Source organism: Brevibacterium sp. 2SA, from assembly GCF_005502845.1.
GTDB lineage: Bacteria > Actinomycetota > Actinomycetes > Actinomycetales > Brevibacteriaceae > Brevibacterium.
The window spans coordinates 58,194-83,539 of the sequence record NZ_SCMW01000010.1; the positions used below are offsets into that span (position 1 = coordinate 58,194).

At 68.1% G+C, this 25,346-nt stretch carries 26 protein-coding genes; 12 read left to right on the top strand and 14 right to left on the bottom strand.

Features of this window, described 5'->3' with window-relative positions; all coding sequences use genetic code 11:
• Positions 1-24: 24 nt before the first annotated feature.
• Positions 25-345 carry a transcriptional regulator gene (locus FFS20_RS06120; RefSeq protein WP_137825029.1) on the bottom strand — a complete coding sequence of 107 codons (321 nt, stop codon included), beginning with the start codon at positions 343-345 and terminating at the stop codon, positions 25-27.
• The gene (locus FFS20_RS06125) at positions 342-764 is read right to left on the bottom strand and encodes a hypothetical protein (protein ID WP_140955382.1); all 423 of its coding nucleotides are present in this window, start codon (positions 762-764) and stop codon (positions 342-344) included. The genes FFS20_RS06120 and FFS20_RS06125 overlap by 4 nt, the downstream gene beginning before the upstream one ends.
• 297 nt (positions 765-1,061) lie before the next feature.
• Between FFS20_RS06125 and FFS20_RS06130 the strand changes: the two genes are divergently transcribed.
• The 4 genes from FFS20_RS06130 to catA are packed head-to-tail and all read left to right on the top strand — an operon-like array spanning position 1,062 to position 4,336.
• A complete protein-coding gene (locus FFS20_RS06130; protein WP_137825031.1) occupies positions 1,062-1,997 on the top strand; it encodes a LysR substrate-binding domain-containing protein in 936 nt (311 codons plus the stop codon).
• Positions 1,994-3,094: an enolase C-terminal domain-like protein gene (locus tag FFS20_RS06135; protein ID WP_137825032.1), complete on the top strand. Its 1,101-nt coding sequence runs from the start codon at positions 1,994-1,996 to the stop codon at positions 3,092-3,094. The genes FFS20_RS06130 and FFS20_RS06135 overlap by 4 nt, the downstream gene beginning before the upstream one ends.
• Positions 3,095-3,153: 59 nt before the next feature.
• Positions 3,154-3,429 (top strand): muconolactone Delta-isomerase, encoded by a 276-nt coding sequence (gene catC / locus FFS20_RS06140; protein ID WP_137825033.1) that lies wholly within the window; start codon positions 3,154-3,156, stop codon positions 3,427-3,429.
• Positions 3,430-3,469: 40 nt separating this feature from the next.
• Positions 3,470-4,336 carry a catechol 1,2-dioxygenase gene (gene catA / locus FFS20_RS06145; RefSeq protein WP_137825034.1) on the top strand — a complete coding sequence of 289 codons (867 nt, stop codon included), beginning with the start codon at positions 3,470-3,472 and terminating at the stop codon, positions 4,334-4,336.
• Positions 4,337-4,406: 70 nt separating this feature from the next.
• On the opposite strand, the gene FFS20_RS06150 is transcribed toward catA, so the two are convergent.
• Complete coding sequence (locus FFS20_RS06150; protein ID WP_171007011.1) at positions 4,407-5,501, bottom strand: Zn-dependent alcohol dehydrogenase; 1,095 nt, start codon at positions 5,499-5,501, stop codon at positions 4,407-4,409.
• Positions 5,502-5,893: 392 nt separating this feature from the next.
• Between FFS20_RS06150 and FFS20_RS06155 the strand changes: the two genes are divergently transcribed.
• Complete coding sequence (locus FFS20_RS06155; RefSeq protein WP_171007012.1) at positions 5,894-7,336, top strand: lipase family protein; 1,443 nt, start codon at positions 5,894-5,896, stop codon at positions 7,334-7,336.
• Positions 7,337-7,377: 41 nt separating this feature from the next.
• Here FFS20_RS06155 and FFS20_RS06160 read toward each other — a convergent pair whose 3' ends face one another.
• From FFS20_RS06160 to FFS20_RS06180, 5 genes are all read right to left on the bottom strand, one after another.
• Positions 7,378-8,067, bottom strand: coding sequence for a DUF1345 domain-containing protein (locus tag FFS20_RS06160; protein ID WP_249356702.1), 690 nt, complete (start codon positions 8,065-8,067; stop codon positions 7,378-7,380).
• A 164-nt stretch (positions 8,068-8,231) separates the two neighbouring features.
• On the bottom strand, positions 8,232-9,716 hold the full coding sequence (locus FFS20_RS06165; RefSeq protein WP_137825037.1) for an amidase: 1,485 nt from the start codon (positions 9,714-9,716) through the stop codon (positions 8,232-8,234).
• Positions 9,713-11,092: a M20 family metallo-hydrolase gene (locus FFS20_RS06170; RefSeq protein ID WP_137825057.1), complete on the bottom strand. Its 1,380-nt coding sequence runs from the start codon at positions 11,090-11,092 to the stop codon at positions 9,713-9,715. The genes FFS20_RS06165 and FFS20_RS06170 overlap by 4 nt, the downstream gene beginning before the upstream one ends.
• Positions 11,093-11,199: 107 nt before the next feature.
• On the bottom strand, positions 11,200-12,501 hold the full coding sequence (locus FFS20_RS06175; protein ID WP_249356703.1) for an MFS transporter: 1,302 nt from the start codon (positions 12,499-12,501) through the stop codon (positions 11,200-11,202).
• A gap of 132 nt (positions 12,502-12,633) precedes the next feature.
• Entirely contained in the window at positions 12,634-13,566 is a 933-nt protein-coding gene (locus FFS20_RS06180; protein ID WP_137825038.1) for a LysR substrate-binding domain-containing protein, read from the bottom strand.
• Between the two features lie 234 nt (positions 13,567-13,800).
• On the opposite strand from FFS20_RS06180, the gene FFS20_RS18080 reads away from it, so the two are divergent.
• Positions 13,801-13,971, top strand: coding sequence for a zeta toxin family protein (locus FFS20_RS18080; RefSeq protein ID WP_212743295.1), 171 nt, complete (start codon positions 13,801-13,803; stop codon positions 13,969-13,971).
• Between the two features lie 12 nt (positions 13,972-13,983).
• Positions 13,984-14,343, top strand: coding sequence for a hypothetical protein (locus FFS20_RS06185; RefSeq protein WP_212743296.1), 360 nt, complete (start codon positions 13,984-13,986; stop codon positions 14,341-14,343).
• Between the two features lie 18 nt (positions 14,344-14,361).
• Here the strand turns inward: FFS20_RS06185 and FFS20_RS06190 are convergent, their stop codons facing one another.
• The 4 genes from FFS20_RS06190 to FFS20_RS06205 all read right to left on the bottom strand — a co-directional run bounded on the left by FFS20_RS06190 (position 14,362) and on the right by FFS20_RS06205 (position 19,294).
• Positions 14,362-15,558, bottom strand: coding sequence for an aminotransferase class I/II-fold pyridoxal phosphate-dependent enzyme (locus FFS20_RS06190; protein WP_137825039.1), 1,197 nt, complete (start codon positions 15,556-15,558; stop codon positions 14,362-14,364).
• A gap of 138 nt (positions 15,559-15,696) precedes the next feature.
• On the bottom strand, positions 15,697-16,050 hold the full coding sequence (locus FFS20_RS06195) for a cupin domain-containing protein (protein ID WP_137825040.1): 354 nt from the start codon (positions 16,048-16,050) through the stop codon (positions 15,697-15,699).
• The gene (locus FFS20_RS06200) at positions 16,047-17,711 is read right to left on the bottom strand and encodes a N,N-dimethylformamidase beta subunit family domain-containing protein (RefSeq protein ID WP_137825041.1); all 1,665 of its coding nucleotides are present in this window, start codon (positions 17,709-17,711) and stop codon (positions 16,047-16,049) included. The genes FFS20_RS06195 and FFS20_RS06200 overlap by 4 nt, the downstream gene beginning before the upstream one ends.
• On the bottom strand, positions 17,708-19,294 hold the full coding sequence (locus FFS20_RS06205) for an APC family permease (RefSeq protein ID WP_137825042.1): 1,587 nt from the start codon (positions 19,292-19,294) through the stop codon (positions 17,708-17,710). Before FFS20_RS06205 ends, FFS20_RS06200 begins: the two co-directional genes overlap by 4 nt.
• 154 nt (positions 19,295-19,448) lie before the next feature.
• Here FFS20_RS06205 and FFS20_RS06210 point away from each other — a divergent pair, with 154 nt between their 5' ends.
• A complete protein-coding gene (locus FFS20_RS06210) occupies positions 19,449-20,081 on the top strand; it encodes a TetR/AcrR family transcriptional regulator (protein ID WP_137825043.1) in 633 nt (210 codons plus the stop codon).
• A gap of 39 nt (positions 20,082-20,120) precedes the next feature.
• Here FFS20_RS06210 and FFS20_RS06215 read toward each other — a convergent pair whose 3' ends face one another.
• Positions 20,121-20,972, bottom strand: coding sequence for a carbon-nitrogen hydrolase family protein (locus FFS20_RS06215; RefSeq protein WP_171007013.1), 852 nt, complete (start codon positions 20,970-20,972; stop codon positions 20,121-20,123).
• A 172-nt stretch (positions 20,973-21,144) separates the two neighbouring features.
• Here FFS20_RS06215 and FFS20_RS17905 point away from each other — a divergent pair, with 172 nt between their 5' ends.
• The 4 genes from FFS20_RS17905 (at position 21,145) to FFS20_RS06230 (ending at position 24,641) form a co-directional block, all read left to right on the top strand.
• Entirely contained in the window at positions 21,145-21,354 is a 210-nt protein-coding gene (locus FFS20_RS17905; protein ID WP_171007014.1) for a hypothetical protein, read from the top strand.
• Positions 21,351-22,805, top strand: coding sequence for a cytosine permease (locus tag FFS20_RS06220; protein ID WP_171007015.1), 1,455 nt, complete (start codon positions 21,351-21,353; stop codon positions 22,803-22,805). Before FFS20_RS17905 ends, FFS20_RS06220 begins: the two co-directional genes overlap by 4 nt.
• Positions 22,806-22,877: 72 nt before the next feature.
• Positions 22,878-23,972 (top strand): Zn-dependent alcohol dehydrogenase, encoded by a 1,095-nt coding sequence (locus FFS20_RS06225; protein ID WP_137825046.1) that lies wholly within the window; start codon positions 22,878-22,880, stop codon positions 23,970-23,972.
• Between the two features lie 48 nt (positions 23,973-24,020).
• Positions 24,021-24,641, top strand: a complete 621-nt coding sequence (locus tag FFS20_RS06230; protein WP_137825047.1) for a TetR/AcrR family transcriptional regulator — start codon at positions 24,021-24,023, stop codon at positions 24,639-24,641.
• 32 nt (positions 24,642-24,673) lie between these two features.
• Here the strand turns inward: FFS20_RS06230 and FFS20_RS06235 are convergent, their stop codons facing one another.
• Positions 24,674-25,051, bottom strand: a complete 378-nt coding sequence (locus tag FFS20_RS06235) for a cupin domain-containing protein (protein ID WP_137825048.1) — start codon at positions 25,049-25,051, stop codon at positions 24,674-24,676.
• Positions 25,052-25,346: the final 295 nt, after the last annotated feature.

Here is a 25,346-nt window from a genome sequence, read left to right on the forward strand (position 1 = left end):
CGATTCAGTCAGTGGTGGATGGGGTCAATCTGTGGTGGTGGGGGCGGCGAGTGGATTCGCGGCGATGGCGCTGAGCGTCTCCCAGTGCGCGGCGAAGGCCGCCTGGCCCTCGGGTGTCAGGGACAGCCAGGTGCGGGCGCGCTTGCCGACGAATCCCTTGCGGATGTCGACGTATCCGGCTTCCTCGAGGACCCGCATGTGCTGGGAGAGCAGTGATTCGCTGACCTCGAGGGTCTCGCGCAGAGCCTTGAAGTCGGCTTCTCCCGTCGCGGCGAGCGCCGCCATGAGGGAGAACCGCACCGGGGCGTGGATGCGCGGATCGAGGGAGTGGCGCGGATGGCTCATCGGCGATTCCTCCTTCCCGCCCGGGCCGCCTCGGCGAAGGCCGGCAGCGCGACGACGGTCCCCATGAGCAGCCACAGATCCATCCGGTCTCCGAGGACGACGGGCCCGACCCAGGCGACGGCGACCGCGTAGAGGATCGCCCAGGCCGCGACCCATCTCCAGGTGTGGGCCCTGCTCGCCGGGCGGATCTCCTGGCGGGACTTCCAGCGGTAGAGGAGTCCGGCCCCGACGACCACGGCGAGGGTGAAGAGGAGCCCGTCCCAGGTGCCGCGCACCGCGGGCAGGGCGCCGATGATGATGATCGTCACGAGGCCGAAGCCGACCATCATCGGCGGATACCACGCGCCTCTGCGCCGGACGTCGTCGCCGGCCCGCTCGGCCCGGGCGAGCATCTCGCGCGGGTCGTCGTCCTCGATCATCACGGTCGCACCTCCTCATCGCAGCCTCGGCGGAGCACGATCAGCTCCGCACTCACTCACTTTAATACCACTAAAGTGCATGCACAACGGTGAATTCCATGAGCGCCTGCGCAGGCGACCGGACGACTGCGATTCATGCACTGAACGTCTCAATCAAGACGAAATCTGTTCTTTAAAAGTCCTGCCCCCGCGCATAGTCTGACGACACACCCTCGAGATCACTGGAAGAGGAACGACGATGTTCATCCCACCCGCACCCGCCGCGCCGACCGGCGGCCCGCTCACCCCCGCGCGGGCATGATGCTCGAGACCCGCCAGCTGCAGTACTTCGCGATGGTCGCCAGGGAACGCCATTTCGGGCGGGCCGCCGAGCGCCTCAGCCTCGCCCAGCCCTACCTCTCGCAGCAGATCCGCAAACTCGAACGGCAGCTCGGCACAACCCTGCTCCACCGCACAACGCGCTCGGTCACCGTCACCCCGGCCGGCGCTCACCTGCTCGAGGAGGCCGAACGGGTGCTCGCCGAACTCGACACCCTCGGCACCGAGGTCGGTCTCATCGGCTCCGGGCTCCAGGGCCCGCTGCGCCTCGGCTTCACCGGGTCGACGACGTACGGGGTGATGCCGCAGGTGGTGCGCCGCACCGCGGCGCTGGCCCCGCGCCTGCAACTGAGCGTGAGCGGCGAGATGATCACCCCGCAGCTTGTCACCCAGCTGCTCGACCGCACCATCGACATCGCCCTGCTGCGCGGCACCACCCCGGCAACGGGACTGCTGTGCCAGATCATCGGCTCCGAACCCTGCATCGCCGCACTCCCCTCGGATTCGGACCTCGTCGACGCCGAGGCGATCACGGCCGCCGACATCAGCGGCCGCGTCCTCGTCGGCTACCCGGAGACCTCGGTGATGTCGACGACGACGGCGAACTTCCTCGGCGCTCACCGTCGGACCCCGGACTACGCGATCCGCGCGTCCCAGACCTCGACGCTCATGTCCCTCATCGCCGCGGGACTGGGCATGGCGGTCGTCCCGGGCACCGCCTCGGCGCTGGCGCTGCCCGGCGTCGAATTCCGCCCGATCGTCGACGCCCCGTGCACCGAGCTCTCCCTGGCCCGGCGGGTCGATGACGACTCCCGGGCGACGGAGCGGATGACGGCGATCATCACCGAGGTCGTCTCCGCGGCCATCGCCGAACCTGCTGTCACCGCAGCGATCGCCGAGGAGGACGCGTCATGAGGATCACCGCCGTCGAGACCGTGCCCTACCGCATCCCCATGCGCAAACCGCTCGCGTTCGCCAGCGGCGCAGTCGACCACATCGAGCACGTCCTGCTGCGCCTGCACACCGACGAGGGGCTGACCGGCTGCGCCGACATCCCGCCCCGGCCGTATACGTACGGGGAGACCCTGGCTTCCGTCATCGCCGTCATCGACGGCGTCTTCGCCGAGGCGCTCCTCGGCGCCGATCCGCTCGACCGAGCCGGCATCCACGCCTGCCTGCGCCGCACCGTCGGCAACCACACCGCGAAGGGCGGCATCGACGTCGCCCTCTGGGACCTCATCGGGCAGGCGGCCGGGGTGTCCGTGCACCGGCTGCTCGGCGGGTACTGCGAGTCGCTCGCCGTGACCCACATGCTCGGGTTCGCCCCCACCGAGGCGGTCGTCGACGAAGCGCTCGCGTTCATCGACACGCACGGGGTGCGGTCGTTCAAGATCAAAGTCGGCCGGCGCCCGGTCGGCATCGACGTCGACCTCGTCACCGCGCTGCGGGAGGCCGTGGGCCCCGACGTCCTCCTCTACCTCGACGCCAACCGCGGGTGGACGGCCACCGAGGCCGCGCAGATGCTCGCGGGCACGACGGGGGCGGATCTGCGGTTCTTCGAGGAGCCCGACGACGCCGCCGAGGTGCTCGGCCGCCGCCGCCTCGTCGCGACCTCCCCGATCCCGATCGTCGCCGACGAGTCGGCTCCCGATCTCGGCGCGGCGGCCCGGGAGATCCACACGGGCGGGGCGAGCGCCCTGTCGATCAAGACCGCACGCACCGGGTTCACGGAGTCGGGCAAGATCCTCGCCTTCGCCGAGGCGCTCGGCCTCGACGTCCTCATGGGCAACCAGATCGACACCCAGCTCGGCAGCATCGCCACCGTGACCTTCGGTGCCGCCTTCGAGCACTCCTCGCGCTACCCCGCAGAGCTCTCCAACTTCCTCGACATGGCCGACGACCTCGCCGCCGAACCGCTGCGCATCGTCGACGGTCGCGTCGCCGCCCCCACCGCCCCGGGCGTCGGCACGGTCGTCGATGAGGACAAACTCGCCCACTACCGCATCGACTGACCCGCCCGACTCCGCTGTCCCGCCCGACGACGCAGAGTCGACAACCGAAGGAGCCTCCCATGCTGTACCTCGTGAGAATGGACGTCACCCTTCCCACCGACCTCTCCGCGGCCGAGACGACGGCGCTGCTCGCCCGCGAGAAGGCCTACTCCCAGGAGCTGCAGCGCGACGGCCGGTGGAAGGAGCTCTGGCGCATCGTCGGGGAGTACGCGAACTTCTCGGTCTTCGATGTCGCCGACAATGACGAACTCCATGAGCTGCTCAGCGGCCTGCCGCTCTTCCCGCATATGCGCCTCCACGTCACGCCTCTGGCCACCCACCCCTCCCACATCTGACGCCGCACGACGATCCGCCATCACCCCAAGGAGAGAGACAATGTCCGAGAACAGCTTCCAGTCCGAAGTCACGGCGAAGGCCGCCGAATCCGGCGCCAACGCCTCGGCCCGCTTCCGCGAACGCCAGGCACAGGGCGGCACCGCCGCTGTCGACCAGGAGCGGGTCGCCCGGCTCGCCGGCAAGGCGATCAAGGCGCTCAACGACCTCGTCGTCGAGGAGCAGCTGAGCTACGAGGAGTACAACGCGTTCAAAGCGTGGCTCATCAAAGTCGGTGAGGACGGCGAATGGCCGCTCTTCCTCGACGTGTGGCTCGAGCACTCCGTCGAAGAGGTCGCCAATGCCGACCGGGAGGGGTCGAAGGGCACGATCGAAGGGCCGTACTACCTCGGCGGCTCACCGGAGCTGGAGTGGAACGGCACGATCCCGATGCGCGACGACGAACCGGGCACACCGTTCGTCTTCAAGGGCCAGGTCACCGCGGTCGACGGCACTCCGCTGCCGGGGGCGAAGCTCGAGCTCTGGCATGCCGACAACCTCGGCTTCTATTCGCAGTTCGCGCCGGGGCTGCCGGAGTGGAACCTGCGGGGGACGTTCACGGCCAACGACAACGGCGAGTACGAGATCCACACGATCCGGCCCGCGCCCTATCAGATCCCGACCGATGGGGCGTGCGGTCAGCTCATCGCGGCAGCCGGGTGGCATGCGTGGCGTCCCGCGCACCTGCATTTCAAGGTGCACGCGCCGGAGCACCAGCTCATCACCTCGCAGCTCTACTTCCCCGGTGATCCGCACAATGACGACGACATCGCCTCGGCGGTCAAGCCCGAACTCCTCCTCGACCCGCAGCCGAACCCCGACGGCGAGGGAGAGGTCACCGTCTACGACTTCGTCCTCGATCCCGCCTGAGGACCCGTTACGCGCTGAACTGACGGTCGCCTCGGCGGGGAATATCGCCGAGGCGACCGACCGTCAGCGCCTAGAAGCGCGTGATGATCGAGCGGATGACCTCGCCCTTCTTCAGCTTGACGTAGGCCTCGTCGACGTCGTCGAGGGAGATCTCCTGGCTGATGAGTCCGTCGAGGTTGAGCCGCCCCTGCATGTAGAGGTCGGCGTACATCGGGATGTCGCGTTTGAGGTTCGTCGATCCCATGCTCACCCCCTGCACGCTGGCATGGCTGACGAGGGCGGCGAGCGAGGTGTCGAGAGTGACCGTGGCGTCGGGCTTGGCGATGCCGATGAGGTAGGCGTGCCCGCCGACGCGGCGCAGCGCGATCGCCTGCTCCTGGGTGGCCGGCAGTCCGATGACCTCGAACGCGTGGTCGACCCCTCCCCCGGTGAGCTCCCTGACCGCCTCGACGGCGTCGACCTGTGAGGAGTTGATGACCTCGGTGGCGCCGAAGCTCTTCGCGACCTCGAGCTTCGCGTCGATGATGTCGATGGCGATGACGTGCGTGGCTCCGGCCAGGAGCGCGCCGGAGATGACGTTGAGTCCGACCCCGCCGGTGCCGATGACGGCGACGGAGTCGCCGACGCGCACGCCGGCGGTGTTGATCGCCGATCCGGCCCCGGTGACGACCGCGCATCCGATGATCGCCGCCTGCGGGAACGGGAGGTCGTCGCGGACGACGGCGAGCTGGTTCTCGTGGACGAGTGCTTGGGAGGCGAAGCCGCCGAGACCCCACCCCGAGGCGATCGCCGTGCCGTCCTCGGCGCTCAGGCGCGACGGCTCGTCCGGTCCCCGCACCGTCGCCTGCGGGTTCGGGCACTCGTAGGTGCGCCCGGACAGGCACGTCGTGCACACTCCGCAGAATTGGATGAGGCAGCCGACGACGTGGTCGCCGACTTTGATCGTCGTGACCTCGGAGCCGACCGCCTCGACGACGCCGGCGATCTCATGGCCGAACACAGCGGGAAAGGGGAAGCCGTAGCCGCTCTCGACGATGTGGAGGTCGGAATGACAGAGTCCCGACGCCCTGACATCGATGAGGACTTCGCGCTCGCGGGGCTCGTCGATGGCGACGTCCCGCGTGGTGAACGGTGACCCGACTCCCTCGGACACAGATGCTCGCATGGTTGCTCCTTTGCAATCGTGGCGGTGATCGAACCGGTGACGATGACGTCCGCCGGATCGCGGTGACCAGCCGACGATCACGCAGGCAGAGCAGTGACACAACGGTCGGCACCCATTTTTGAGCGTACGCCCGATCAGGATCGGTGTCGATGAATTCCGCGGGTCGAGGCGGTGATCAGTCGGTGCGCGGCCCCTGGTGCGAGGCGATGCGGTCGCCGGGCCGACCGATGATTTACTACCGATCAGTCGTTCTGTTCGGTAGGATGTGTGGCGCCGGTCACCATACGGGCACCCCGTCCTGGTCGACCCCCGCGGCTCCACCGAAGCCCGGGCGGTCGGCTGTTCGCGCACTCTCAACGCCGAGATCCACGACAGAACAGGAATGCAGACCTATGAGCACGCGTCGACCGACTTTGATTCCGCCCCTGCGACGGCTCACCACGGTGGGCACCGCAGCGATCGCCGGCCTCGCGCTGGCGGTGGGCACGATCGCGACCCCAGCCCACGCCGCCGACCCCGTCCCGACGACGGACGCCGAAGCCGAACGCCTCAACGACGAACGGGCCGCCGAGGATCCCGCCGAACTCGATCGCAGCAGCGTTCCCGCCGGTGTGAGCGTCGAACAGGCACGGTCGGTCGTCGAGTCCTCCGACGAGATCACCGTCGCCGATGTCGAATACGCAGCCGCCGTCGAGGACCTCCCGGCTTCCGGTGTCCCCGCGGACTTCTACGACACACCCGCCACGCTGCCGGAGGAGAACGGTGCGGTCGTCAGGCAGGCCGAATCCGACTTCTACCTCGACCCCGTCCGGCTCATCAGGCACAACGCGAAGACGACGACGTTCATGTACCGCACCACCGACGACCGCGGCACCGCCCGTGCCGCCACCGCCACCCTGCTCAGCCCCGCGAACTCCCAGGGTCCGGCACAGGACGCCGTCGTCATCGCCCCGGGCACGCAGGGCACTGCCGACAAGTGCGCGCCCAGCCGGCAACTGAGCATGGGCACGGAGTACGAGGGCATCGGGGTGACCTCGGCGCTGGCTGCCGACCGTCCGGTCATCGTCGTCGACTACATCGGGCTCGGCACCGAGGGCCCGCATCGCTACCTCAACCGCGTCGAGGAGGGCCGAGCCGTGCTCGACGCCGCCCGCGCCGTCCAACAGGTCGAGGGAAGCGGTATCGATGCGAAAACCCAGCTGCAGCTGCGCGGCTACTCCCAGGGCGGGCAGGCGACGGCGGCGGCTCTCGAACTCGCCGCGGAGTGGGCTCCCGAGCTCAACCTCGCCTCCGCCTCGGCGGGGGCCGTCCCGACCGACCTCAACGACGCCGTCGGCAGGCTCTCGGGCGTCTACACCGGTTTCCTCCTCTTCGGGGCGGATTCGTTCGCGGAGCAGGCGGGCATCGACCTCGACGATCACCTCAACGAGAAGGGCCAGGAGACGGTCGAGCGCGCCGCCGGCCAGTGTACGGTCGAAGCCGTTCTCACCAACGCCTTCGTCGATACGAGCACGCTGACGAAGAACGGCGGGGACTTCCAGCAGCTCGTCGAGGAGGAGTTCGCCGCGGTCCTCGACGAGCAGCGGTTGGGCATGACGGCGATCCCGGACGTTCCCGTCCTCGTCAACCACAGCCGCCTCGACGACGTCGTGCCCTTCGCGCAGGGTCGGGGGCTGGCCGCGGCCTGGTGCGATGCGGGCAGGTCGGTGACCTTCGCGGACAATCTCGCGCCCACGCACATCGGCGGGTACCTCGCCTCGCTGCCGCGCGTCGAGGCGTTCACGTCGACGACCTTCGCCGGCCAGTCACCGCTCAACAGCTGCTGGCGGCTCTGATACTGCAGATGGGGAGGAGCCCACGCCGGGGAGACGCTCGACTACGCCTCCATGACGTAGGAGAGGATCATCGAGACGAGGGTGGCGACGACAACGGAGTTGAAGGCGAACGCGACGATGACGTTGGTGCGCACGAGTCTCCACCCGGCGCGGGTGATGGCTCGGCCCGGCAGCGCCGCCGTCATCGTCGAGGTGAGCACGGAGAAAGTCAGGTAGTCGCTGAAGGCCCGTTCCGCCTCCATGTCGAACTCGAGGTGTCGCGCCGCCTGGCTGCCGCCGTCGCACAGGTCGAGGCGCATGTAGTCGAGGGCGAACGAGTAGACCATGACCGCCCACGAGGCGATGACGTTGGCGATGCCGAGGGCACCGGCGACGACGGTCTCTTCGCTCGATCCGAGGGTGACGAGGTAGACGTTGAGCATGATGGCAACGAAGGCGGCGACGACCGTCCACGACACGGCGCCGCCGCTGCCGAAGAGGATCGACGTCCAACGGCGCCTGCGGGCGATGGCCCAGCGCGAGTGGACGGTGAGCTCCGCCTGAGTGAGATCCTGCAGTCCGGCGTGGGTCCAGAGGAGGTAGACCAGCGCGTACACCGGCCACGCGACAAGGAAGACGGCGATGAGTCGCTGCGTCGCATCGACGAAACCGGCCGAATCAGCGCCGAACGGGGAGAATCCGAGACCGACGATGACGACGGCCCCGACGAGGAGTGCGGGGATCAAGCTCACCGTTGAGCGCATGTCATCGGAGATCGTGATGATCTGGCTGTGGCGGGGGCGCAGGCGCAGGACGGCTCCGGTTCACTCGATGTCGGCTGGTCAACTCACCCTAGTCGAAAGGCGCCCGGAGGTTCCGTCAGGCGAGCAGCGGGTTCCCCTAGAACGGGGTGCCCTCAGTCCGGGGCGAGTCCCGTCCACGGGCGCAACAGCTCGATGGCGGCGGCGACGGCGAAGGCCGTGCGGTCGTCGAACGGCCGTCCGATCACCTGGATGCCGGTGGGGATCCCGCAGTCGGCCATTCCCGAGGGCACATTGACGACCGGCACCCGGTTGCCAATGTTGAACGGCATCGTCATGTGCGCCTTCCAATAGTGGTCGAGGCGGAGCCCCGCTCCGTCCCCTTCGCGACCGATCCCGTCGGCGCCGATCCGGATCCCGTCGAGGTAGCTGGCATCGGCGAGGAGAGCTGCCACCGCCGAGGTGGGGGCCAGGAGCACATCGAACCCGGAGAGAGCGGCGGTGAGCTCGGACTGGATCTCGGCTTCCAGGGCGAGCCCGTCGACGAGCGGGCGGCGGGCGGCGACCGCCTCGGCGTCGGCCATGAACTGCAGCGTGTAGTCGGCGAGCGTGTCCTCGTGTCCGCGGGTGGCGGCCCTCATCGCCGGGGCGAGGATGGCACCGAAGTGGGCGAACGCGGTCTCGAAGATCCGGTCGGCCGTCCACGGCAGGACGACCTCCTCGACATCGGCCTCGGCGAACGCGAGCGCTGCGGCGACGGCGCTCGTGTTGCGGGCGATGTCGTCGCCGACGGGGAAGTCGCCGAGCCGGAGGCACACAGCGATCCGTAGCCCCTTGAGCCCGGCAACCACCTCGGCGGGGGCGCTGGGCAGACCGGCGAGGTGGTCGGGTGAGTCGATGGTCGCGTGATCGCTGGGGTCGCGGCCGGCCATGACCCGGGCGAGCAGTGCAGTGTCGGCGACGGTGCGGGCCATCGGGCCGTCGCCCCGGTACCAGTCGGCGGCAAGCGGAGGCTGACCGGGGATGCGGCCGTAGGGAGCCTTGAATCCGACGGTGCCGGTGAACGCGGCAGGCAGCCGCGTCGATCCGGCGATGTCCGAGGCTGTGGCCAGCGGTGCGAATCCGGCGGCGAGCGCAGCGCCCGATCCGCCGGAGGATCCGCCCGGGGACAGGTCCCGGTGCCACGGGTTGCGGGTCACTCCCCACAGCGGTGAATGGGTGACCGTCGCGCAGCTGAACTCCGGCGAGGCGGCGCGGGCGTGGATGTAGCCGCCGGCGTCGCGAATGCGGCGGATGACCGCGGCGTCCTCGACGGCGATGGTGGCGCATTCGGCCACGAGGCCCTGGGAGATCGTGTGCCCGGCGAGCGCGTGCTTCTCCTTGGCGATGACGGGCAGACCGGCGAGCGGGCGCATCGCGAGCACCTCGTCGAGCTCCTCGGGTCGTGTGCGGACGTAGAACCGCTCCGCATCCCGCGCCGAGGCGGCCGCCTCCTCGACGATCTCCGTGACCGCGCCGATGTCCGGGTCCTTCTCCTCGATCCGCGCGATGAGCGCTTCGAGGTAGTCGACGGGTGAGAGGTCCTTCGTCCGGAACCGCGCGAGCACCTCGGTGGCCGACAGGGCCCAGAGTTCGGTCATGCGCCCGCCTCCGCGGTCGTCTGCAGATCGCCACCGGAACGAGAGTCAGCTGCGGGAATCGGGACAGGAGTTTGGGCGGTCGCTGTGGAGCGTCCGATCCATACAGCACCGTCCCTGTCCTCGCTGAGCTCTCCCCGGACGAGGTCTTCCGCCACAGACGTGAGAACGCCGAGGCCCCGCACCATATCGGCGTCCCTCGTGAACTCACGCTCACAGTGGGAGACTCCGTCCACACTGGGGACGAACATCATCACCGCGGGGACACGGTGATTCATGGCTACTGAGTCATGGCCAGCCATCGTCTCCAAGCGACGGACGGACAGCCCCTCATTGGCGACTGCCTTTTCGACGAGTTCGACACCGGTTTCGGGGAAGTACCGTTTATCCCGGATGTCGAAGTCTTCGACGTCGATGGTGATGTCATGGTCTTTCGCGATCTCGGTGATCTGAGCGTGCAGTGAATCCCGCGCACACTGCACGATCGCAGGGTCAGAGGACCGAAGATCAGCCACCATGTGCACTCTTCGGGGAACGACGATCGGGGAGTTCGGTTCGACGACGTGTTGGCCGACCGAGGACACCAGGGCTTCATCATCGAACTCGTCAACGACTCCAGCCACCGCGAGGACGACCTTGGCCGCCGCGACGAGCGCGTCGTGACGGTCGGCCATCGCAGTGGCTCCGGTGTGGGACTGCTCGCCGAGGACGTCGATGTCGAGTTTCTGGGTGTACCAGCTCGATTCGACGACACCGATATCCGTCGCCTCGCGTTCGAGGATGCGTCCTTGTTCGATGTGGATCTCCGCATAGGAAATCGCGTCGGGCGGGGTGTCCGTGCCGGCGTAGCCGATTGCGGCGAGCGCCTCAGCCACCGAAACGCCGGCCAGGTCGCGGACGGCGAGCATCGCGTCGAGGTCGAAGAGACCGGCGTAGACGGAGCTGCCCATGATCGAGGGGGCGAACCGGCCGCCCTCCTCGTTGAACCAGTTGACGACCGCCATGTTGAACTGGGGAACTTGACCCGATTCCGCGATGCTCTCCCTGACCCTGAGCGCCGCATGAAGGGCTGCGATCACCCCGTATGCGCCGTCGAAGCGCCCGCCCAGCGGCTGCGAGTCGAGATGCGAACCGAGTAGGACATACGGAGACCCGGGAACGAATTCGTAGCACGCGAACATATTGCCGATGGCGTCGATACGGACCTCAAAGCCGTGGGCCTCCGCCCACCCGCGCATCCAGTCGCGAGTCCGCGCGTCATCGACCGTGGCAGCCTGCCGGTCGACGCCGGCATTGTCGGTTGCCCCGATTGTCGCGACATGGTGGAAGTCTTCGAGGAAGTCTGCGTCGCTCGAGGCGTTCGCTTCAGTGTCATTCATAGGCTTACTCTTTCCTGATTCTCGGATCGTCTCATGAGGTTCTGACATAACACCTGAGGCATATGAGGCTCGGTCGCAGCGGTCAGTTTGGTGAGGCTGGCTGTACGTCATCCGAGACGTCCTCGGGTTTCGGGTAGGCGGGTGATGAATATCAGAGCGAGGACGACTGCAGCGCACGCGGCCATGTAGAACCCTGGTGCAGTATTGACGCCCGTGGTGTCGACGAGCCAGGTTCCGACGAATGGTGCGGTGCCGCCCATGACGGCGTAGGCGATGTTGTAGCTGATCGCTGCTGACGTGAAGCGGGTCTTCGTCGAGAAACGTTCGCAGAAGAACGTGTAGCATCCACCGCCGTAGCAGCACAGTGCGAGGACGAAGATTGTCTGCCCGATGAATGCCGGCCCCATGTTTCCACTCGTCACAAGGGTGAACGCGGGAATCGACACCACAGCAAGGAGAATCGATCCGGCGATGAGCATCGGTTTGCGCCCGAAGCGGTCGCTCAAGTGACCGGCGATCGGCAGGAAGAGGGTGTAACTTGCCATCGCAATGGCGTTCGTCAGAAGCGCCTGTTCCCGATTGAGGTCGCCGGCGGTCTGGATGTAGGTGACGAAGTAGGCCGAAAGCATGTAGAAGCCAAGAGCGGTGAGGCCCAGAACGAAGAAGACCTGAAGCATGCCGACCCAGTTCTCGCGGAACGACTCGCGGATCGGGCTGAACTCCTTCGGGCGCGCCTCGGCGGTCTTCTTGAAGAGTTCGCTCTCATCAGTGCGCGAGCGGATCCACAGGCCGACACCGGAGAGCGGCAATGCGAGCAGGAACGGAATGCGCCAGCCCCACGACTCGAATGACGCGTCGGAGAGCACCGTCGAAAGAAGGAGGATGAGCCCACCGGCGAAGACCGAGGGCAGCGCCGTGGCGGCCAGAGTGATGTTGATCCACAGCCCGCGCTTCTCGGTCGGTGCATGTTCATAGACGAACGACGGGCCGCCGACTGATTCTCCACCGGCGGAGAATCCCTGGCCGAGGCGAGCAAGGATGAGCAGGGTGGGTGCGATCCAACCGATCTGATCGTAGCCGGGAAGGACGCCGATCAGGGCGGTGCAGATGCCGACGAGGAAGATCGTGATCGTCAGGGTCCTGCGACGACCGACCTTGTCTCCTAGGGCTCCGAAGAAGAGTCCGCCAAGAGGGCGCATGACGAATGCGACGCCGAACGTGGCGAAGATGACGAGCAGGCCAGTGATTCGGTCGCCGTCCGGAAAGAAGTACTCGGAGAGGATCACGGCCGAGAGGCCGTAGAGAGTGAAGTCGTAGAACTCGACGAACTGGCCGATGCTGCCGCCGACGAGCACCTTCTTCTGCATACTCGTCGATTTGCCGGTCTGCTGAACCTGTGTTGCGGACATCATTGCTCCCGAGGCTGTCGTCGCGGATTTCCCCCATCATTGCGTCCAACGTCACATTGGTCCAACAGATACTCTTTGCCTTCGGCATCAGGAAAATCTATGGGGCCATCGCGTCCGCCGTGCCCGGACGAGTCACCTCGCTGCCACCCGGTCCGGTCGCCCCAGAATCTCCTCGGTGAGCTCGCAGAACGCTCGCGCCCGCCGGCTCAGGCGCAATTCGCGGGGCCAGACGAAGGCAAGATCGATAGTGGGAAAGTCATCGAGGAGCGGCACGTCGACAGTCTTCGAGCCGATGTAGGTTCCCGAGGACACACTCTGACTGAGCAGCGAATATCCGTGCCCCATCGCGACGAACGACCGCACCGTTTCGTACCCCGAGAATGAATGCCGCACTCGCGGAGCGATCCCGGCAATGCGGAAGAGTTCGTCGTAGTACTGCCGGCTGAACGGCAGATCGAGCTGGATGTAGTCCTCATCAGCGAGTTCCCTCAGGTGCACCGGAGCTGGGATCCGACCCCTCCCGCCGAGGCGGTGGTGCTGGGATACGAGCACATGCGGTTCGACGACGTCGATGAGATAGGCATCGAAGCGGTCGCTCAGTCCCAAGGTGTAAGTCAGCGCGAGATCGCAGTCTCCGGCGAGGACAGCCCGTTGAAGGTCCTGCAGGTCGGCTTCGAGGTAATTCACCCGCACGTCGGGGTAGCGCCTTTCGAACTCGTCATGGATGAGCGGGAGCCTTGTAGGAGCGATCGGAGAGAACACCCCGACCGTGAGGTCTCCGCTTAGCGATCGCGCGAGGCCAAGAGCGGTCTCTCCAAGGGCGTCGGTCGCCTCGAGCACGGCGTTCACCTCGGCGAGGAATCGCTTCCCGGCGGTTGAGAGAACGACTGACCGATTCCGCCGACGGATGAACAGGTCGATTCCGAGGACCCGCTCGAGCTGAGCCACCGCAGTCGAAATCGCTGACTGCGTGACATTGAGATGCTTGGCGGCCTCGGTCATGTTCTCTCGTCGAGCCACCTCCTGGAAGTACCTCAGCTGGACGAGGGTGAAGTCGAGCGCCATGCGCCTATCCTGCCATCAGTTGAGCAACGGCGGTGGGGCGGACGAAGTGGATCGCTGTGCACGATGTCATCGCCGCACACACGCGGCCGGCGACCTCCCCGTCGACGACACACTTGCCCAGATGGAGCAGGGCCTCGACACAACTCCTCTTGCTGACCTGCTCACAGAGGCCATCGGCTGGCGGCGAACGGTCGGTCTCCTGAGCGGAACCAATCGGCCCGTACACTGACGACCATGAGCGCCGACATCATCATCCTCGCCGGTCCTCCGGGAGCCGGGAAGTCGACGACGGCCCGCGCCCTGGCTCACGATTTCCCCCGATCCGTCCACCTGCACACCGACGATTTCTGGCATTTCATCGCCGCCGGTGCCATCCCGCCCTACCTGCCGGAATCCGAGGCGTAGAACCACACGGTCATGGAGGTCATCGTCCACGCTGCCGAGATCTACGCGCGGGGCGACTACACCGTCATCGTCGATGGGATCGTCGGACCGTGGATGCTCGATCACTTCCGGGTTCTCACCCGGCACCCTGATCCTCCGCCCGTCCACAACCTCATCCTCCGGCCGAGCCGCGAGGTCGCTCTCGACCGCGCCACCGCGCGCACCGGTCCCGACGACCTCACCGACGAGGAGCCGATCACGACGATGTGGTATCAGTTCAGCCACCTCGGCGAGCTCGAGGACCACGTCATCGACAGCAGCATCCAGACCTCGGAGCAGACGCTCGCCGCTGTCCGCGACGCCGTGGGGACGGCGACGTTCCGTCTGCGGTGACCGCCCACCGCCCCTGACTCACCCGGCCTCGACCCAGTCCCTGAGCTTCGTCAGCCCTTCGACGATATCGTCCTCGCCGATACCCGAGTACGCGAGCCGGATGTACTTCTGCTCCTCCCCCGGCTGCGGGCGACCGAAGTGCTCGCGGGTGCAGAACGAGACCCCGGTGTCGTGGAGGGCCTGAGTGGAGAAGTCGGAGAGGGTCGCGATCCCCTTGACCGCCATCGCCTCGGTGACGTCGGGGAAGATGTAGAACGTCGATTCCGGCACGGCGACCTCCATGCCGGGGATCGCGTTGATGAGCGAGCACGCGGCGTCACGGCGGGCACGGAGCACGTCGAGCATCTCCGCGACCGGCTCCTGCGGTCCCTGCAGCGCCGCGATCCCCGCCCACTGGACGTAGTGGGTCGTGCACGATTCGTCGTTCGTGTTCATCGTCGAGATCGCCTCGGCGACCTCCTTCGGGGCCACCGCACACCCGAGCCGGGACCCGGTCATCGCGAACTTCTTCGAGAACGTGTAGAGGATGACGGTGCGCTCGCGCATCCCCGGCAGGGCGGCGATCGACGCGGACTCACCGCCGTAGCGCATCTCGAAGTACGCCTCATCGGAGAGCACCCAGAGATCGTGCTCGGCAGCGATCTGCGCGATCGCCTCCCGCTCCCCCGGCGTCGACTCCGCGGAGATGGGATTCTGCAGATCGTTGTAGATGATCGCCACCGTCGTCTCGTCGATCGAGGCCCGCAGATGGTCGAGGTCGATGGCGAACCCGTCGGCGGTCGGCACGTACCGGTACGGCAGCGCCCGCCCGCCGAGGTATTCGATCTGTGACTCATAGATCGGGAACCCGGGATTCGGGTAGAGCACGGAGTCACCGGGATCCATGACCGCCTGGAGGAACTTCGTGATAACCGGCTTGCCACCAGTCGTGACGACCACCTCGGCGGGATCGATGTCGAGACCGCGCCGGGATCCGATGTCCTCAGCGAGCGCGGCCCGAAGCTCGGGGATCCCCGGCCCCGGACAGTACCCGGTCCTGCCGTCCGTGATCGCCCGGTTCATCGCCTCGACGATGTGCGGGGCCATCGGAAAATCGAGATCGCCGAGGTGGAACGGATAGACCCGATTCCCCTGCGCCTTCCAATCGGCGGCGGCCTGGGCGACGCGGAAGGCGGTCTCCGTGCCGAGGTCGTGCAGTCGCTGGGCAGTCTTCATCGGCGGCTCCTTCGAACGCCCGTTCCCCGACAGCGGTGCCGCAGGGAACGGTGGTGCAGCTGGTGGGAGGCGCCGCTTCCCGCGCGAGGCGGTGGGCGGCGCCTTCCTCACACGATAGACGACCGCGTCAAGGGGTCCTCACTCTGTGACGCCGATGAAGACCTTCCGCGTCGGTTCGAGCGTCACCCAGCGCCCGGCGAAACCCTGCGGGATCGTGAACGCATCACCGGGGCCGTACTCGAAGCGCTCGGCGCCGTCGCGGCTCTCGACGGCGACCCGACCGGAGACGATGACGCAGAACTCCCGGTAGGGCCACGAATCGAACTCGACCCAGCCGGGTTCGCCCGCCCAGCGTCCGGCGACGCTGTTCGACCCGGTCTCGACCTGGAATTCCGTCTCCGTCCACCCTTCGGAGTGGGCGTCGTAGTCGGCGAGGTCGGGGATGACGGCTCGGTCGGCCGCCTCGGTGAGCGTCTGGACGGTGGCGGTCATGAGGTCTCCTTCTCTGATGCGGTGTGACCGGTGGTCGCGGCAGTCTTCCCGCCGGCGATCGGGGTGGCGATGAAGCGGTCGAGGACGTTGCGGGTGATCGTCGTGACGAACGGGTCGTTCGCGGCCAGGCCGTAGGGCCAGTCGGTCGTGCCCGCGCAGTAGACCTCGCCGTCGCCGCGGGCGAACGCGGCCATCATCGCCGATCCGTAGCCGTTGCCTTGGTGGTGCGGGGGCGGGCCGTCGGGGTAGATGCCGGCGAAGAGATCGGCGAGTTCGGCCGCCGGCGCGCCGATCGGGACGCGCCCGCCCCACCGATCCTCACCGCCGGAGACCGCCGGTGCCATCGCGATGATCTCGAGGTCCTCCGGCGCCCCGTCCGCGCCGGTGGCATACGGCAGGCCGTGGCGGAACGTGTAGTCGCAGCCGTCGACCTCGAAGGCCGCGATGCACAGCGGCGCCTGGCCAAAGACGTCGCCGTAGTAGAGGTCGGTGCCGGCCAGCGACCAGTGGTTCTCCCGGTAGACGGTGAAGCCGCCGCTGCCGCGGGGCACCGCCGAGCCGTATCGGATGTACGCGCCGCCGAGCCCGGTCAGGCCCATCGTCGCCGCCCCCGGTCGGCCGATCGCCGGGGCGTCCCACGCCGTCGTCAGCCGGCTCGGGTCGGTCTCGGCGATCGGGTCGGCCGTCGGGTCCTTGAAGCACGTCTGCACACCCTCATCGAGGTCGAGGCGCACCTGCCACACGTAGTTGCCGCCGAACCGCGCGACGTGACCGCCGGCGTCGACGTAGGCGTCGAGGGTGTCGCGCATCTCCCACGACCAGTACTCGTCGTGGCCGACGATGACGACGCAGCCGTACCCGTCGAGCACGTCGGGTTCGGCGTGGAGTTCGACCTGGGTGATGTGACCGACCCGGTAGCCCTGGTCCTCGGCCCACACCGTGAACGGACGCTCGTAGTTCGCCCAGCCGGCGTCGTTGTGGTGGCGGGAGTACCCGCGCTGCCACGCCCATTCGTACGTCGGATGCCGCGGCTCCCAGCCGATGGGGACGCTGACGTCGAGGTGGGCGTTGCGGGGTGCGCCGACCGGTTTGCGCAGCATGCCGCGGGCGATCGGGCGCCGCATCGACGAGTACGGGGAGGGGATGTCGTTGCGGTCGCCGTCGGGCAGCCCCCGGTAGTGGTTGCCGCCTCCCCAGTCGTTATAGGCGAGCATCGTCGAGGTGGCGTGGACGAGGAGGACGTCGACATCGGCGGGACCGGCCGGGCGGACGATGAAGAAGGACTCCTGTTCGACGTCGCGACCGTGGTCATCGGTTGTCGAGAAGACGACGAGGTAGTACGCGGGGGTGAAGTCCGCGCCCAGGTCGACCTGCAGCGAGCTCGACCACCCGCACCCGCTCGCGTACGCGTCCGCGGGGGTCTCCTGCCGTGTTCCCGGCAGGCCGGTGGCGGTGAAGACGGTTTCGGGGCGGGCGCCGTCGCGGATGATCGCGACGTCGAAGGTCTCCGCCGTCGTGTGCACTCGGAGGTCGACGGTCTCGCCGGCCCGGTAGGCGAACCGGTCGCTGTAGCCCCAGAGTTCGGTGGTGTCGGGGTATTCGCCGGGGCGTTCGACGAGTCCTCTCGGGGTCGACCAGGCGTAGTCGATGCGTGCGCTCATGGAGTGGGGTCCTTTCGGTCGGGGCGGGGGTTCGGGTCGGGGTTCGGGTCGATCGCCCTCGCCGAGGCGGTGCCCGCGGTGCGGGCGGACGTCGCCCCCACCTCGGCGATGGTGGTCGTGTCGGGGTCGATGGCTGCGTCGGTGCCGAGGGTTGCGAGCGTCGCCCGCGCCGTGTCGATCCGGCTGGCGCGGACGAGACCCCAGGCAGCGGCGAGGACGAGTGGGGCGATGATGACGGCGTTGCCTGCCGGGCCGAGACCGGTGAGAGCGCCCATCTGGGAGATGAGGAGGATGAGCGCGAGCGCAAGGAGGACGGCGGAGGCGAGCGGGGCGATCATCCGGTTCCATGCCCGCTCCCCGCGGCTCCGGCGGCGGAAGAAGACGATGACGGAGAGCGAGGTGAGGATCTGCAGGACGAGGACGGCGATGATCGTCGGCGTGTTCGTCCAGGTGACGATCTGCGTGTACGGGTCGGCACCGGCGACGGCGAAGAGGCAGAGGACGATGAGGACGAGTCCGGTCTGCACGAAGTTCGCCGTCAGCGGGCTGCCCGACGCCGCGAGCTGGGACAGGCCGGCGGGCATGAGGCCGCCGCGGGCGAGGTTGACGAGGTACCGGGACGAGGTGTTCTGCAGTGCGATCACTCCTGCGAAGAAGCTCGTGACGACGAGCACGAGCATAATCGGCGTGATCGCCGTGCCGACGAATTCGTCATTGAGTGAGAACACGAGCTGGGAGGGATCGCCGGTGAGCAGGGAGGCGAGGCGCGATTCCCCGGCGGCCTGGAGGATCACCCAGGCGCCGAAGGTGTAGCCGAGGACGAGGACGGTCACGGCGAGGTAGGTGGCGCGCGGGATCGTGCGGTTGGGGCTGCGGGTCTCAGTCCGGTAGACCGTCGTCTGCTCGAAGCCGACGAACGCGACGAAGGTGAGGACGAAGACGCCGGGCAGGGCCGCACTCACCCATTTCTCCGGTGCGAAGGCCGTGAGCGTCAGCCCCTCATAGCCGCCCTGGGCGAGGACGGCGACGGCGAAGATCGCGAGGATCGCCGCCTCAGCGACGAGGAGGACGGCGACGGTCACCGCGCCGACCCCGACCCGGCGCAGGCCGAGGATGAGCACGGCGAGGGTGATGACGAGGGCGATCGGCAGCCACGGGACCGTCAGACCGGTGAACCCTTCGACTGTCAGGGACGCGAAGACCGACGCCGAGGCGGTGAATCCGATCTGCCCGCCGAGGTAGCCGACGTAGGCGACCATCCCGGCCACCGACCCCGTGCGGGCCCCGAGGCCGGCGGCGATGTAGGTGAGGAAGGCCCCGCCGCCGGGCACATGACGGGCGATCGTCGTGTACCCGACGGCGAAGAGGAGGTAGACGAGACCGGGATAGAAGAAGCCGAGAACGACCGCGTCACCGCCGGCGAGCATGCCGAGAGGCACGAAGCCGGCGAGGATCGTCAGCGGCGCGGCGGCCGCGAGGACGAAGAAGACGAGTCCGGGGGTGCCGATGCCGCGGGGGCGGACGGCCGACCCCGGGGTGTCGCTCGGAGCGTCGCTCGGAGTGTGAGCAGGAGGGAGAGCCACGGTGCGTCCCTTCGACGAGATGAGGTCAGGGCACAGCGCCGTGCCCAGAGAATTAACCTATCGGTCGATAGATTAAACGCCAATCTATCAGATGATAGGTTCACTGTGAAGAGCCGATAGGCTGTCTCGAGACGCCCACCACGAGAGGACGGCGATGGCACGGCCGACGAACGCGAGCAGCACCGGGGATACGAGAGAGCGGATCCTGCGCGAAGCGGCCCGGCTCTTCTCCGAACTCGGCTATCAGGGGGCGAGCACGCGGGCGATCACCGAGGCCGTCGGCATCCGACAGCCCTCGCTCTTCCACTATTTCCCGGGCAAGGAGGCGATCGGGCACGAGCTCATCGAAACCCGCGTCGCCGCCTCGGCGCTGCTCAGCGGCAGGTTCGCCCGCTCAGCCGACGATCCCGCCCTCGACCTGTTCCGCCTCTTCCGCGATGAGATGGTCATCGAGCTCGGCGGGGAGTTCGACACGCGCTGGCTCTTCCGCCTGCCGCCGGCCGTCGGTGAGAAGTTCCCCGCCTGGGGTGCCGCCGTCGACGTCGCGCGGGCGACGATGGATGCGGTCCTCCGGGACGGCATCGCCGCCGGTCGGTTCATCGCCGAGGACCCCGAGGCCGTGCTCGAGCTCTTCGACGCCGTGGCCAATGAGGCGATGTTCTGGCCCCACGACAGTCACGACGTGCCTCCCGAGACGATTGCGAAGGTGCAGCTGCGCCTCGTCATCGCCGACCCGCAGACGATCGCCGAGGTGGTCGCCCGGGCGGGTGGGAAGCCAGCCGGCTGAGGCCGCCGGACACTCGTCCTCAGCTCAGGGGCGATCGCCTCAGCCCCGCAGTCGCCTGAGGTCGGCGAGATAGGGGTTGCGGGCTCGCGCCTCGGCGATCTCCGCGGCGCTGATCACGGTGACGGCAACGCCGGTGCCCCCGTCGAGGAGATCGACTTTGCGGCCGTTGGGGTTGACGAGGCAGCTGTGGGCGGTGAAGCCCTCACCGCTGTGGTTGGCATAGGCGATCGCGAGGCCGTTCTCGAGGGCCCGCGCGGGCACGAGCAGCGTCGAGGTCTGCGTGGGCGAGAACGCGAGGGCAGGATCGCGGGGCTCGTCACTGGAGGGTGCGGGCACGGCGGTCGGCACGAGCAGCACCTCGGCTCCCGCCTCGGCGAGCGCGCGGGCGAATTCCGGGTACTCGATGTCGTAGCAGATGCCCATTCCGAAGCGCATGCCCCGCCAGTCGACGACATCGCCGTAGGCGTCGGCCGGCGTGAAGAAGTCGCGTTCGATGTCGAAGAGGTGACGCTTGTGGACCCGGGCGAGTTCAGCACCGGAGGCGTCGAAGAACGAGGCCGCGATGAACCGGCGGGTGTCGACCTCGTCGACACTTGAGGCGACGAGCGCGACCCCGAGGTCACCGGCGATGGCGGCAAGGCCCTCCCGCACCCGCGCCCCATCATGGGTCCATGCCCGAGTCGGGTCGTAGCCGGTGGCGAAGAGCTCGGGCGTGACCACCACCTCGGCGCCGAGGTCCCGTGCCTCCGCGATCCCGTGCCGCAATGTCCGCAGGTTGCCCTCGATGTCGTCGATGCGGGCGGCCGCCTGGACGATCCCGATCGCCACTGCCGGACCCGCGCCGGCCTGGCCCGCGCTGGCCACACGTTCCGGTGTGCGCTGGTTGCTCATGGAGCATCTCCTCCTCCGCGCGGAAGTTTTCCTTCCGACACCATTGACGGCACCTTCGCCGGTCAGTGACAATTGTAAACCAAATCGGATTTGGTTTATTGGCCGTCCGGTTCGTCGAGCGCATCGCAGCCGCTGCCCTCGACCCGACCACCGAGAGCCCGAGGAGTCACCGATGACACCGCCCAGCGAGTTCGCATCCACCATGGCCGCGAACGGCACTTCACCCGCCGTCGCCGAGGAGATCGAGCGCAGAATCGCGATCGTCGAATCCACCGAGGCGACCGATCCCTCGCGTCTGCCGCTGTCGGCGACAGAGCTCACCGTCTACACCGGGTCGGCCGTCGCCGCCTGCCTCATCGGCCTGCTGGTGGTGGCACTGTGAACGGGGCACCGGATCACACGGTCGGCGCGGCGACGGCCGCCGAGGACCCGGTCAGCCGCGAACTGCAGCAGGAACACATCTACGGCACGTTCCCGCTCCTGAAATCCGAGCGGACCTGGTCGGGCTGGGACTTCACGTGGGTGAACACGGCGCTCGCGATCGCCACGTGGGCGTTCCTCGTCGGCGGCTCGACCGCCCTGCTCGTCGGGTTCGCCGACGGTGTCGCGGCGATGATCATCGGCAACGCGATCGGCCTGTGCTTCATGGTGCTCGCCTCCGTGCCGGCCTCTCAGCGCTACGGCTCCGAGCAGTACACACTGCTGCGCGGCGCGTTCGGCGTCGTCGGGGTCGGCCTCATCGTCTTCACGGTCATCCTCGTCACAGAGATGGGCTGGTCGTCGCTGCTCGCAGTCATGGCCGGCCGCGCGACGAGCCAGGTCGCGGGCACGCTCGTCGGAGCGGAGTTCGATCAGTACGGCCCGCTCGTGACGATCGGCGGCCTCGTCGCCATCGGCATCGCGTGGTTCGTCCTCTCCCGCGGCCCGGTGACGATCGGGAAGTTCAACAAGTTCGTCGCCCCAGGGCTGGCGATCATCACCGTCGTCATGATGATCGTCCTCGTGGCGACCACCTCGTGGGACACGCTGCGGGACGCGTCCCCACTGGCGCCTTTCGACGATCCGACGCTCAACTTCATGGTCGCCGTCGAGTTCAACGTCGGCGTCGGGGTCTCGTGGTACCCGGTCATGGGTTCACTCGCGCGGATGACGAAGAGCCGCCGGGCAGCCGTCTGGCCCGCCTTCGGCGCCCTGTTCTTCGCCACCCTCATCGCCCAGGCCGTCGGGATGGCCGCGGCCCTGACGATCGGCGACTCCGATCCGACGTATTGGATGGTGCCGCTGGGCGGGCCGATCCTCGGGGTCGCAGTGCTCGCCTTCATCGGGTTCGCCAACATCACGTCGATGTCCTCGATCGTCTATTCGACGATCCTCGCGATCCGCCAGTCCGCCGGTCACGCGCTGAGACGGGTGCCGTGGAAGGCCCTCACGGCGGCCTTCTTCGTCCTGCCCGCCCTCATGACGTTCTTCCCCCAGTTCATGTACGAACAGTTCATGGTGTTCGTGTCGTTCTCGGGAGCATTCCTCACCGCGATCTGCGGCGTCGCACTCGCCGACTACTTCGTCCTCCGCCGCCAGCACATCGACCTGCGCGAGCTCCACCTCGGCGGGCACGGCCGGCTCTACGCGTACACGGGCGGGGTCAACTGGGCGGGGATTGTCGCCGTGATCGCCGGCGCCGCCTTCTACATGTGGCTCTACAACCCCGTCACGCTCGAGACCGCACCGGCGTTCTCGGTCATCACCGCCGCCCTGCCCGCCGCGCTCGTCGCAGCCGTCGTCTACCTCCTGATCTTCCGGGTCGCCTACGCCTCCCGGCATCCGGTCCGCTGAGGACCGACCGCCTCGTCGAGCCCTCCGTTCCCCGTCAGCCCACCGCACCACGCACCATCACCAAGGAGAGACATGCCCACCGCTTCACGTGCCGCCATCCACACCGCCGGACCCGACCTCACCATCGCCGAGGTGGTCGTCCGCGATCCCGGCCCTGGCCAGGTCCTCGTCAAGCTGGGGGCCTCGGGGGTGTGCGGCTCCGACCGGCACGTCCTCGACGGCGACTGGAACCTGCCGAGCCCCACCGTCATGGGCCACGAGGGGGCCGGCACCGTCGTCGCCACCGGGGAGGGCGTGACCGACCTCGACGTCGGCGACCACGTCGTCCTCAGCTGGTTCTACCCCTGCCTGCAGTGCGCGGCCTGCCGCGCCGGCCGCATGTGGGTATGCACGGGCAGCGGCGCCTCGGCCGGGCTCCTGCCCGACGGGACGACGGCGTTCGCGCAGGAGGATGACCCCGTCTACCCGTACCTCGCCGTCGGGTCGATGAGCGAGTACACCGTCGTCGCGCAACAGGCGGCGGTGAAGATCCCCGACGACGTCCCCTTCGACGTCGCCGCCCTCATCGGATGCTCGATCGCCACCGGCTTCGGCGCCGTCGCCAACGACGCCGCGGTCGAACCCGGCCGCTCGGCGCTCGTCATCGGCGCCGGCGGGGTGGGGCTGAGCATCATCATGTCCCTCGCCCTGGCCGGGGCGAACCCGATCATCGCCGCCGACATCTCCGACGAAGCGCTCGCGCTGGCGTCATCGTTCGGTGCCACGCACACGCTGACATCGGGACCGGACCTCGCCGCCGAGGTCGCCGCGCTCACCGGGACCGGCGTCGACTACGCGTTCGAGGCGATCGGCCGGCGCCAGACGATCGAGCAGATGCCTGAGTGCCTGATGCCCGGCGGCACCGCCGTCGTCGTCGGCCTGCCCCCGGAGGACGATCCGGTCTCCATCGACGCTCTGCTCCTGGCCGAGGAGGGCAAGCGGCTCGTCGGCTCGAACTACGGGTCGACGGTTCCCGGCCGCGACTTCCCGCTGCTCGCCGAGCTCTACCGCGCGGGGAAGCTGCCGATCGACCGTCTCATCACCGATCGGGTCGGCCTCGACGAGGCCAATGCGGCCTTCGACGCGATGCGCGCGGGGGCCCAGGGCCGGACGGTCATCGTCCACTGACCGCCTCCTGACGGGAGGGGATGCGCAACGCTCTGAGAGAATGACGCCATGGCGCGACCGAGCAAGAACATCCTCTCCCCCAGCATCATCGCCGAGGCGGCCCTGACGATGGTCGAGCGCGATCACGATTTCACGATTCCCGGGATCGCGAAGGAGCTCGGGGTCAACCCGTCATCGCTCTACCACCACGTCCGGGGCGGTCGCGACGAGATCATCAACCTCATGCGCGAGGCGCTCTACGGTCGCATCGACCTGGGTGCCGCGACCGCGGAGGGCACCCCGTGGCAGGGCCGGCTGCGGGCGTGGATCCGCAGCTACCGGGCGAACATGGCGAAGCTGCCCGCTGCGATGCCGCTGCTCGTCGGCTCCCCGGTCGACGACCTTCCGACGCTGCGGATCTACGAGGTCGCATTCGCGATCCTCGACGAGATCGGCATCCCCGCCGAGGACCAGGTCGACGTCGTCTCGATGCTCGACGCGGTCGTCCTCGGATCGGCGCTCGATCGCGGTGCCCCGGTGCCGATGTGGCAGCCGGGCGATCATGCGGTCCCGCACCTGCAGCGTGCGGTGCCGTTCGGCGACGACGATGACCGTTCGGCCAGGGGTCTCGAGCTCGCGATCACCGGTGCCGTCGCCGCGATCGAATCCCTCATCGCCGAGGCGGCCTGAGGGCCGGCGTCACCCGCGGGCTGGGCTCGGCGTCAGTCCTCGCTCGGGGCGATGAAGAGCTTCCGCAGCGGGGACTTTTCGATGTACCACCGCGTCTTCATCCCCGCGGTCAGGCGGACGAGAGAGCCGGGTGCCAGCGCGACCGGCTCCTGCACGGGGTCGTCGAATTCGATGCGACCGGCACCGGAGAGGACGAGGAAGACCTCGTCGCCCTCGACATCGCGCATCGCGCCCGTGCTCATCTCCCACAGTCCGTAGTCGACGTCGCCGATCGTCCCGAGCTCGGCGAACGCCGTCGTCGTTTCCGCGGCGGGCCCCTCAGCCTCGGCGGGGTCGAGGCGCTGCCACTCCTCGATCGGTTCGTGGTCGAGAGGGTAGGTGGTCGTGTCGATCGGCTCCGCTGCGCTCATGCGCCCAGTGTAGTCATCGGGACCGGAACGCGAGCACGAAATCCGGAGCCGCCTCGGCGATTTCATATGCCAATACGCACGATCGCAACCATTTACAGCGCGACCAACCTTGGGATAGAACTGAATCCGTACACTCGCAGCAAGCGGGCGCACTCGAACAGGAGAGCTCCATTGACCTACCTCAACGGTGAGGCGTCGTTCTGGCTGGCGCAGTCGCCGGCCGCGCCCATCCCCACCCCACTCCCTTCTGACAAGCAGGACCTCGTCGATCGAGTCGAAGAGTGCGGACTGGAAG

What these genes read in the sequence shown, in the direction of transcription:
- FFS20_RS06120 (WP_137825029.1), bottom strand. Translation starts at nt 345, where the DNA reads ATGAGCCATCCGCGCCACTCCCTCGATCCGCGCATCCACGCCCCGGTG.
- FFS20_RS06125 (WP_140955382.1), bottom strand. Translation starts at nt 764, where the DNA reads ATGATCGAGGACGACGACCCGCGCGAGATGCTCGCCCGGGCCGAGCGG.
- FFS20_RS06130 (WP_137825031.1), top strand. Translation starts at nt 1,062, where the DNA reads ATGATGCTCGAGACCCGCCAGCTGCAGTACTTCGCGATGGTCGCCAGG.
- FFS20_RS06135 (WP_137825032.1), top strand. Translation starts at nt 1,994, where the DNA reads ATGAGGATCACCGCCGTCGAGACCGTGCCCTACCGCATCCCCATGCGC.
- catC (WP_137825033.1), top strand. Translation starts at nt 3,154, where the DNA reads ATGCTGTACCTCGTGAGAATGGACGTCACCCTTCCCACCGACCTCTCC.
- catA (WP_137825034.1), top strand. Translation starts at nt 3,470, where the DNA reads ATGTCCGAGAACAGCTTCCAGTCCGAAGTCACGGCGAAGGCCGCCGAA.
- FFS20_RS06150 (WP_171007011.1), bottom strand. Translation starts at nt 5,501, where the DNA reads ATGCGAGCATCTGTGTCCGAGGGAGTCGGGTCACCGTTCACCACGCGG.
- FFS20_RS06155 (WP_171007012.1), top strand. Translation starts at nt 5,894, where the DNA reads ATGAGCACGCGTCGACCGACTTTGATTCCGCCCCTGCGACGGCTCACC.
- FFS20_RS06165 (WP_137825037.1), bottom strand. Translation starts at nt 9,716, where the DNA reads ATGACCGAACTCTGGGCCCTGTCGGCCACCGAGGTGCTCGCGCGGTTC.
- FFS20_RS06170 (WP_137825057.1), bottom strand. Translation starts at nt 11,092, where the DNA reads ATGAATGACACTGAAGCGAACGCCTCGAGCGACGCAGACTTCCTCGAA.
- FFS20_RS06175 (WP_249356703.1), bottom strand. Translation starts at nt 12,501, where the DNA reads ATGTCCGCAACACAGGTTCAGCAGACCGGCAAATCGACGAGTATGCAG.
- FFS20_RS06180 (WP_137825038.1), bottom strand. Translation starts at nt 13,566, where the DNA reads ATGGCGCTCGACTTCACCCTCGTCCAGCTGAGGTACTTCCAGGAGGTG.
- FFS20_RS18080 (WP_212743295.1), top strand. Translation starts at nt 13,801, where the DNA reads ATGAGCGCCGACATCATCATCCTCGCCGGTCCTCCGGGAGCCGGGAAG.
- FFS20_RS06185 (WP_212743296.1), top strand. Translation starts at nt 13,984, where the DNA reads ATGGAGGTCATCGTCCACGCTGCCGAGATCTACGCGCGGGGCGACTAC.
- FFS20_RS06190 (WP_137825039.1), bottom strand. Translation starts at nt 15,558, where the DNA reads ATGAAGACTGCCCAGCGACTGCACGACCTCGGCACGGAGACCGCCTTC.
- FFS20_RS06195 (WP_137825040.1), bottom strand. Translation starts at nt 16,050, where the DNA reads ATGACCGCCACCGTCCAGACGCTCACCGAGGCGGCCGACCGAGCCGTC.
- FFS20_RS06200 (WP_137825041.1), bottom strand. Translation starts at nt 17,711, where the DNA reads ATGAGCGCACGCATCGACTACGCCTGGTCGACCCCGAGAGGACTCGTC.
- FFS20_RS06210 (WP_137825043.1), top strand. Translation starts at nt 19,449, where the DNA reads ATGGCACGGCCGACGAACGCGAGCAGCACCGGGGATACGAGAGAGCGG.
- FFS20_RS06215 (WP_171007013.1), bottom strand. Translation starts at nt 20,972, where the DNA reads ATGAGCAACCAGCGCACACCGGAACGTGTGGCCAGCGCGGGCCAGGCC.
- FFS20_RS17905 (WP_171007014.1), top strand. Translation starts at nt 21,145, where the DNA reads ATGACACCGCCCAGCGAGTTCGCATCCACCATGGCCGCGAACGGCACT.
- FFS20_RS06225 (WP_137825046.1), top strand. Translation starts at nt 22,878, where the DNA reads ATGCCCACCGCTTCACGTGCCGCCATCCACACCGCCGGACCCGACCTC.
- FFS20_RS06230 (WP_137825047.1), top strand. Translation starts at nt 24,021, where the DNA reads ATGGCGCGACCGAGCAAGAACATCCTCTCCCCCAGCATCATCGCCGAG.
- FFS20_RS06235 (WP_137825048.1), bottom strand. Translation starts at nt 25,051, where the DNA reads ATGAGCGCAGCGGAGCCGATCGACACGACCACCTACCCTCTCGACCAC.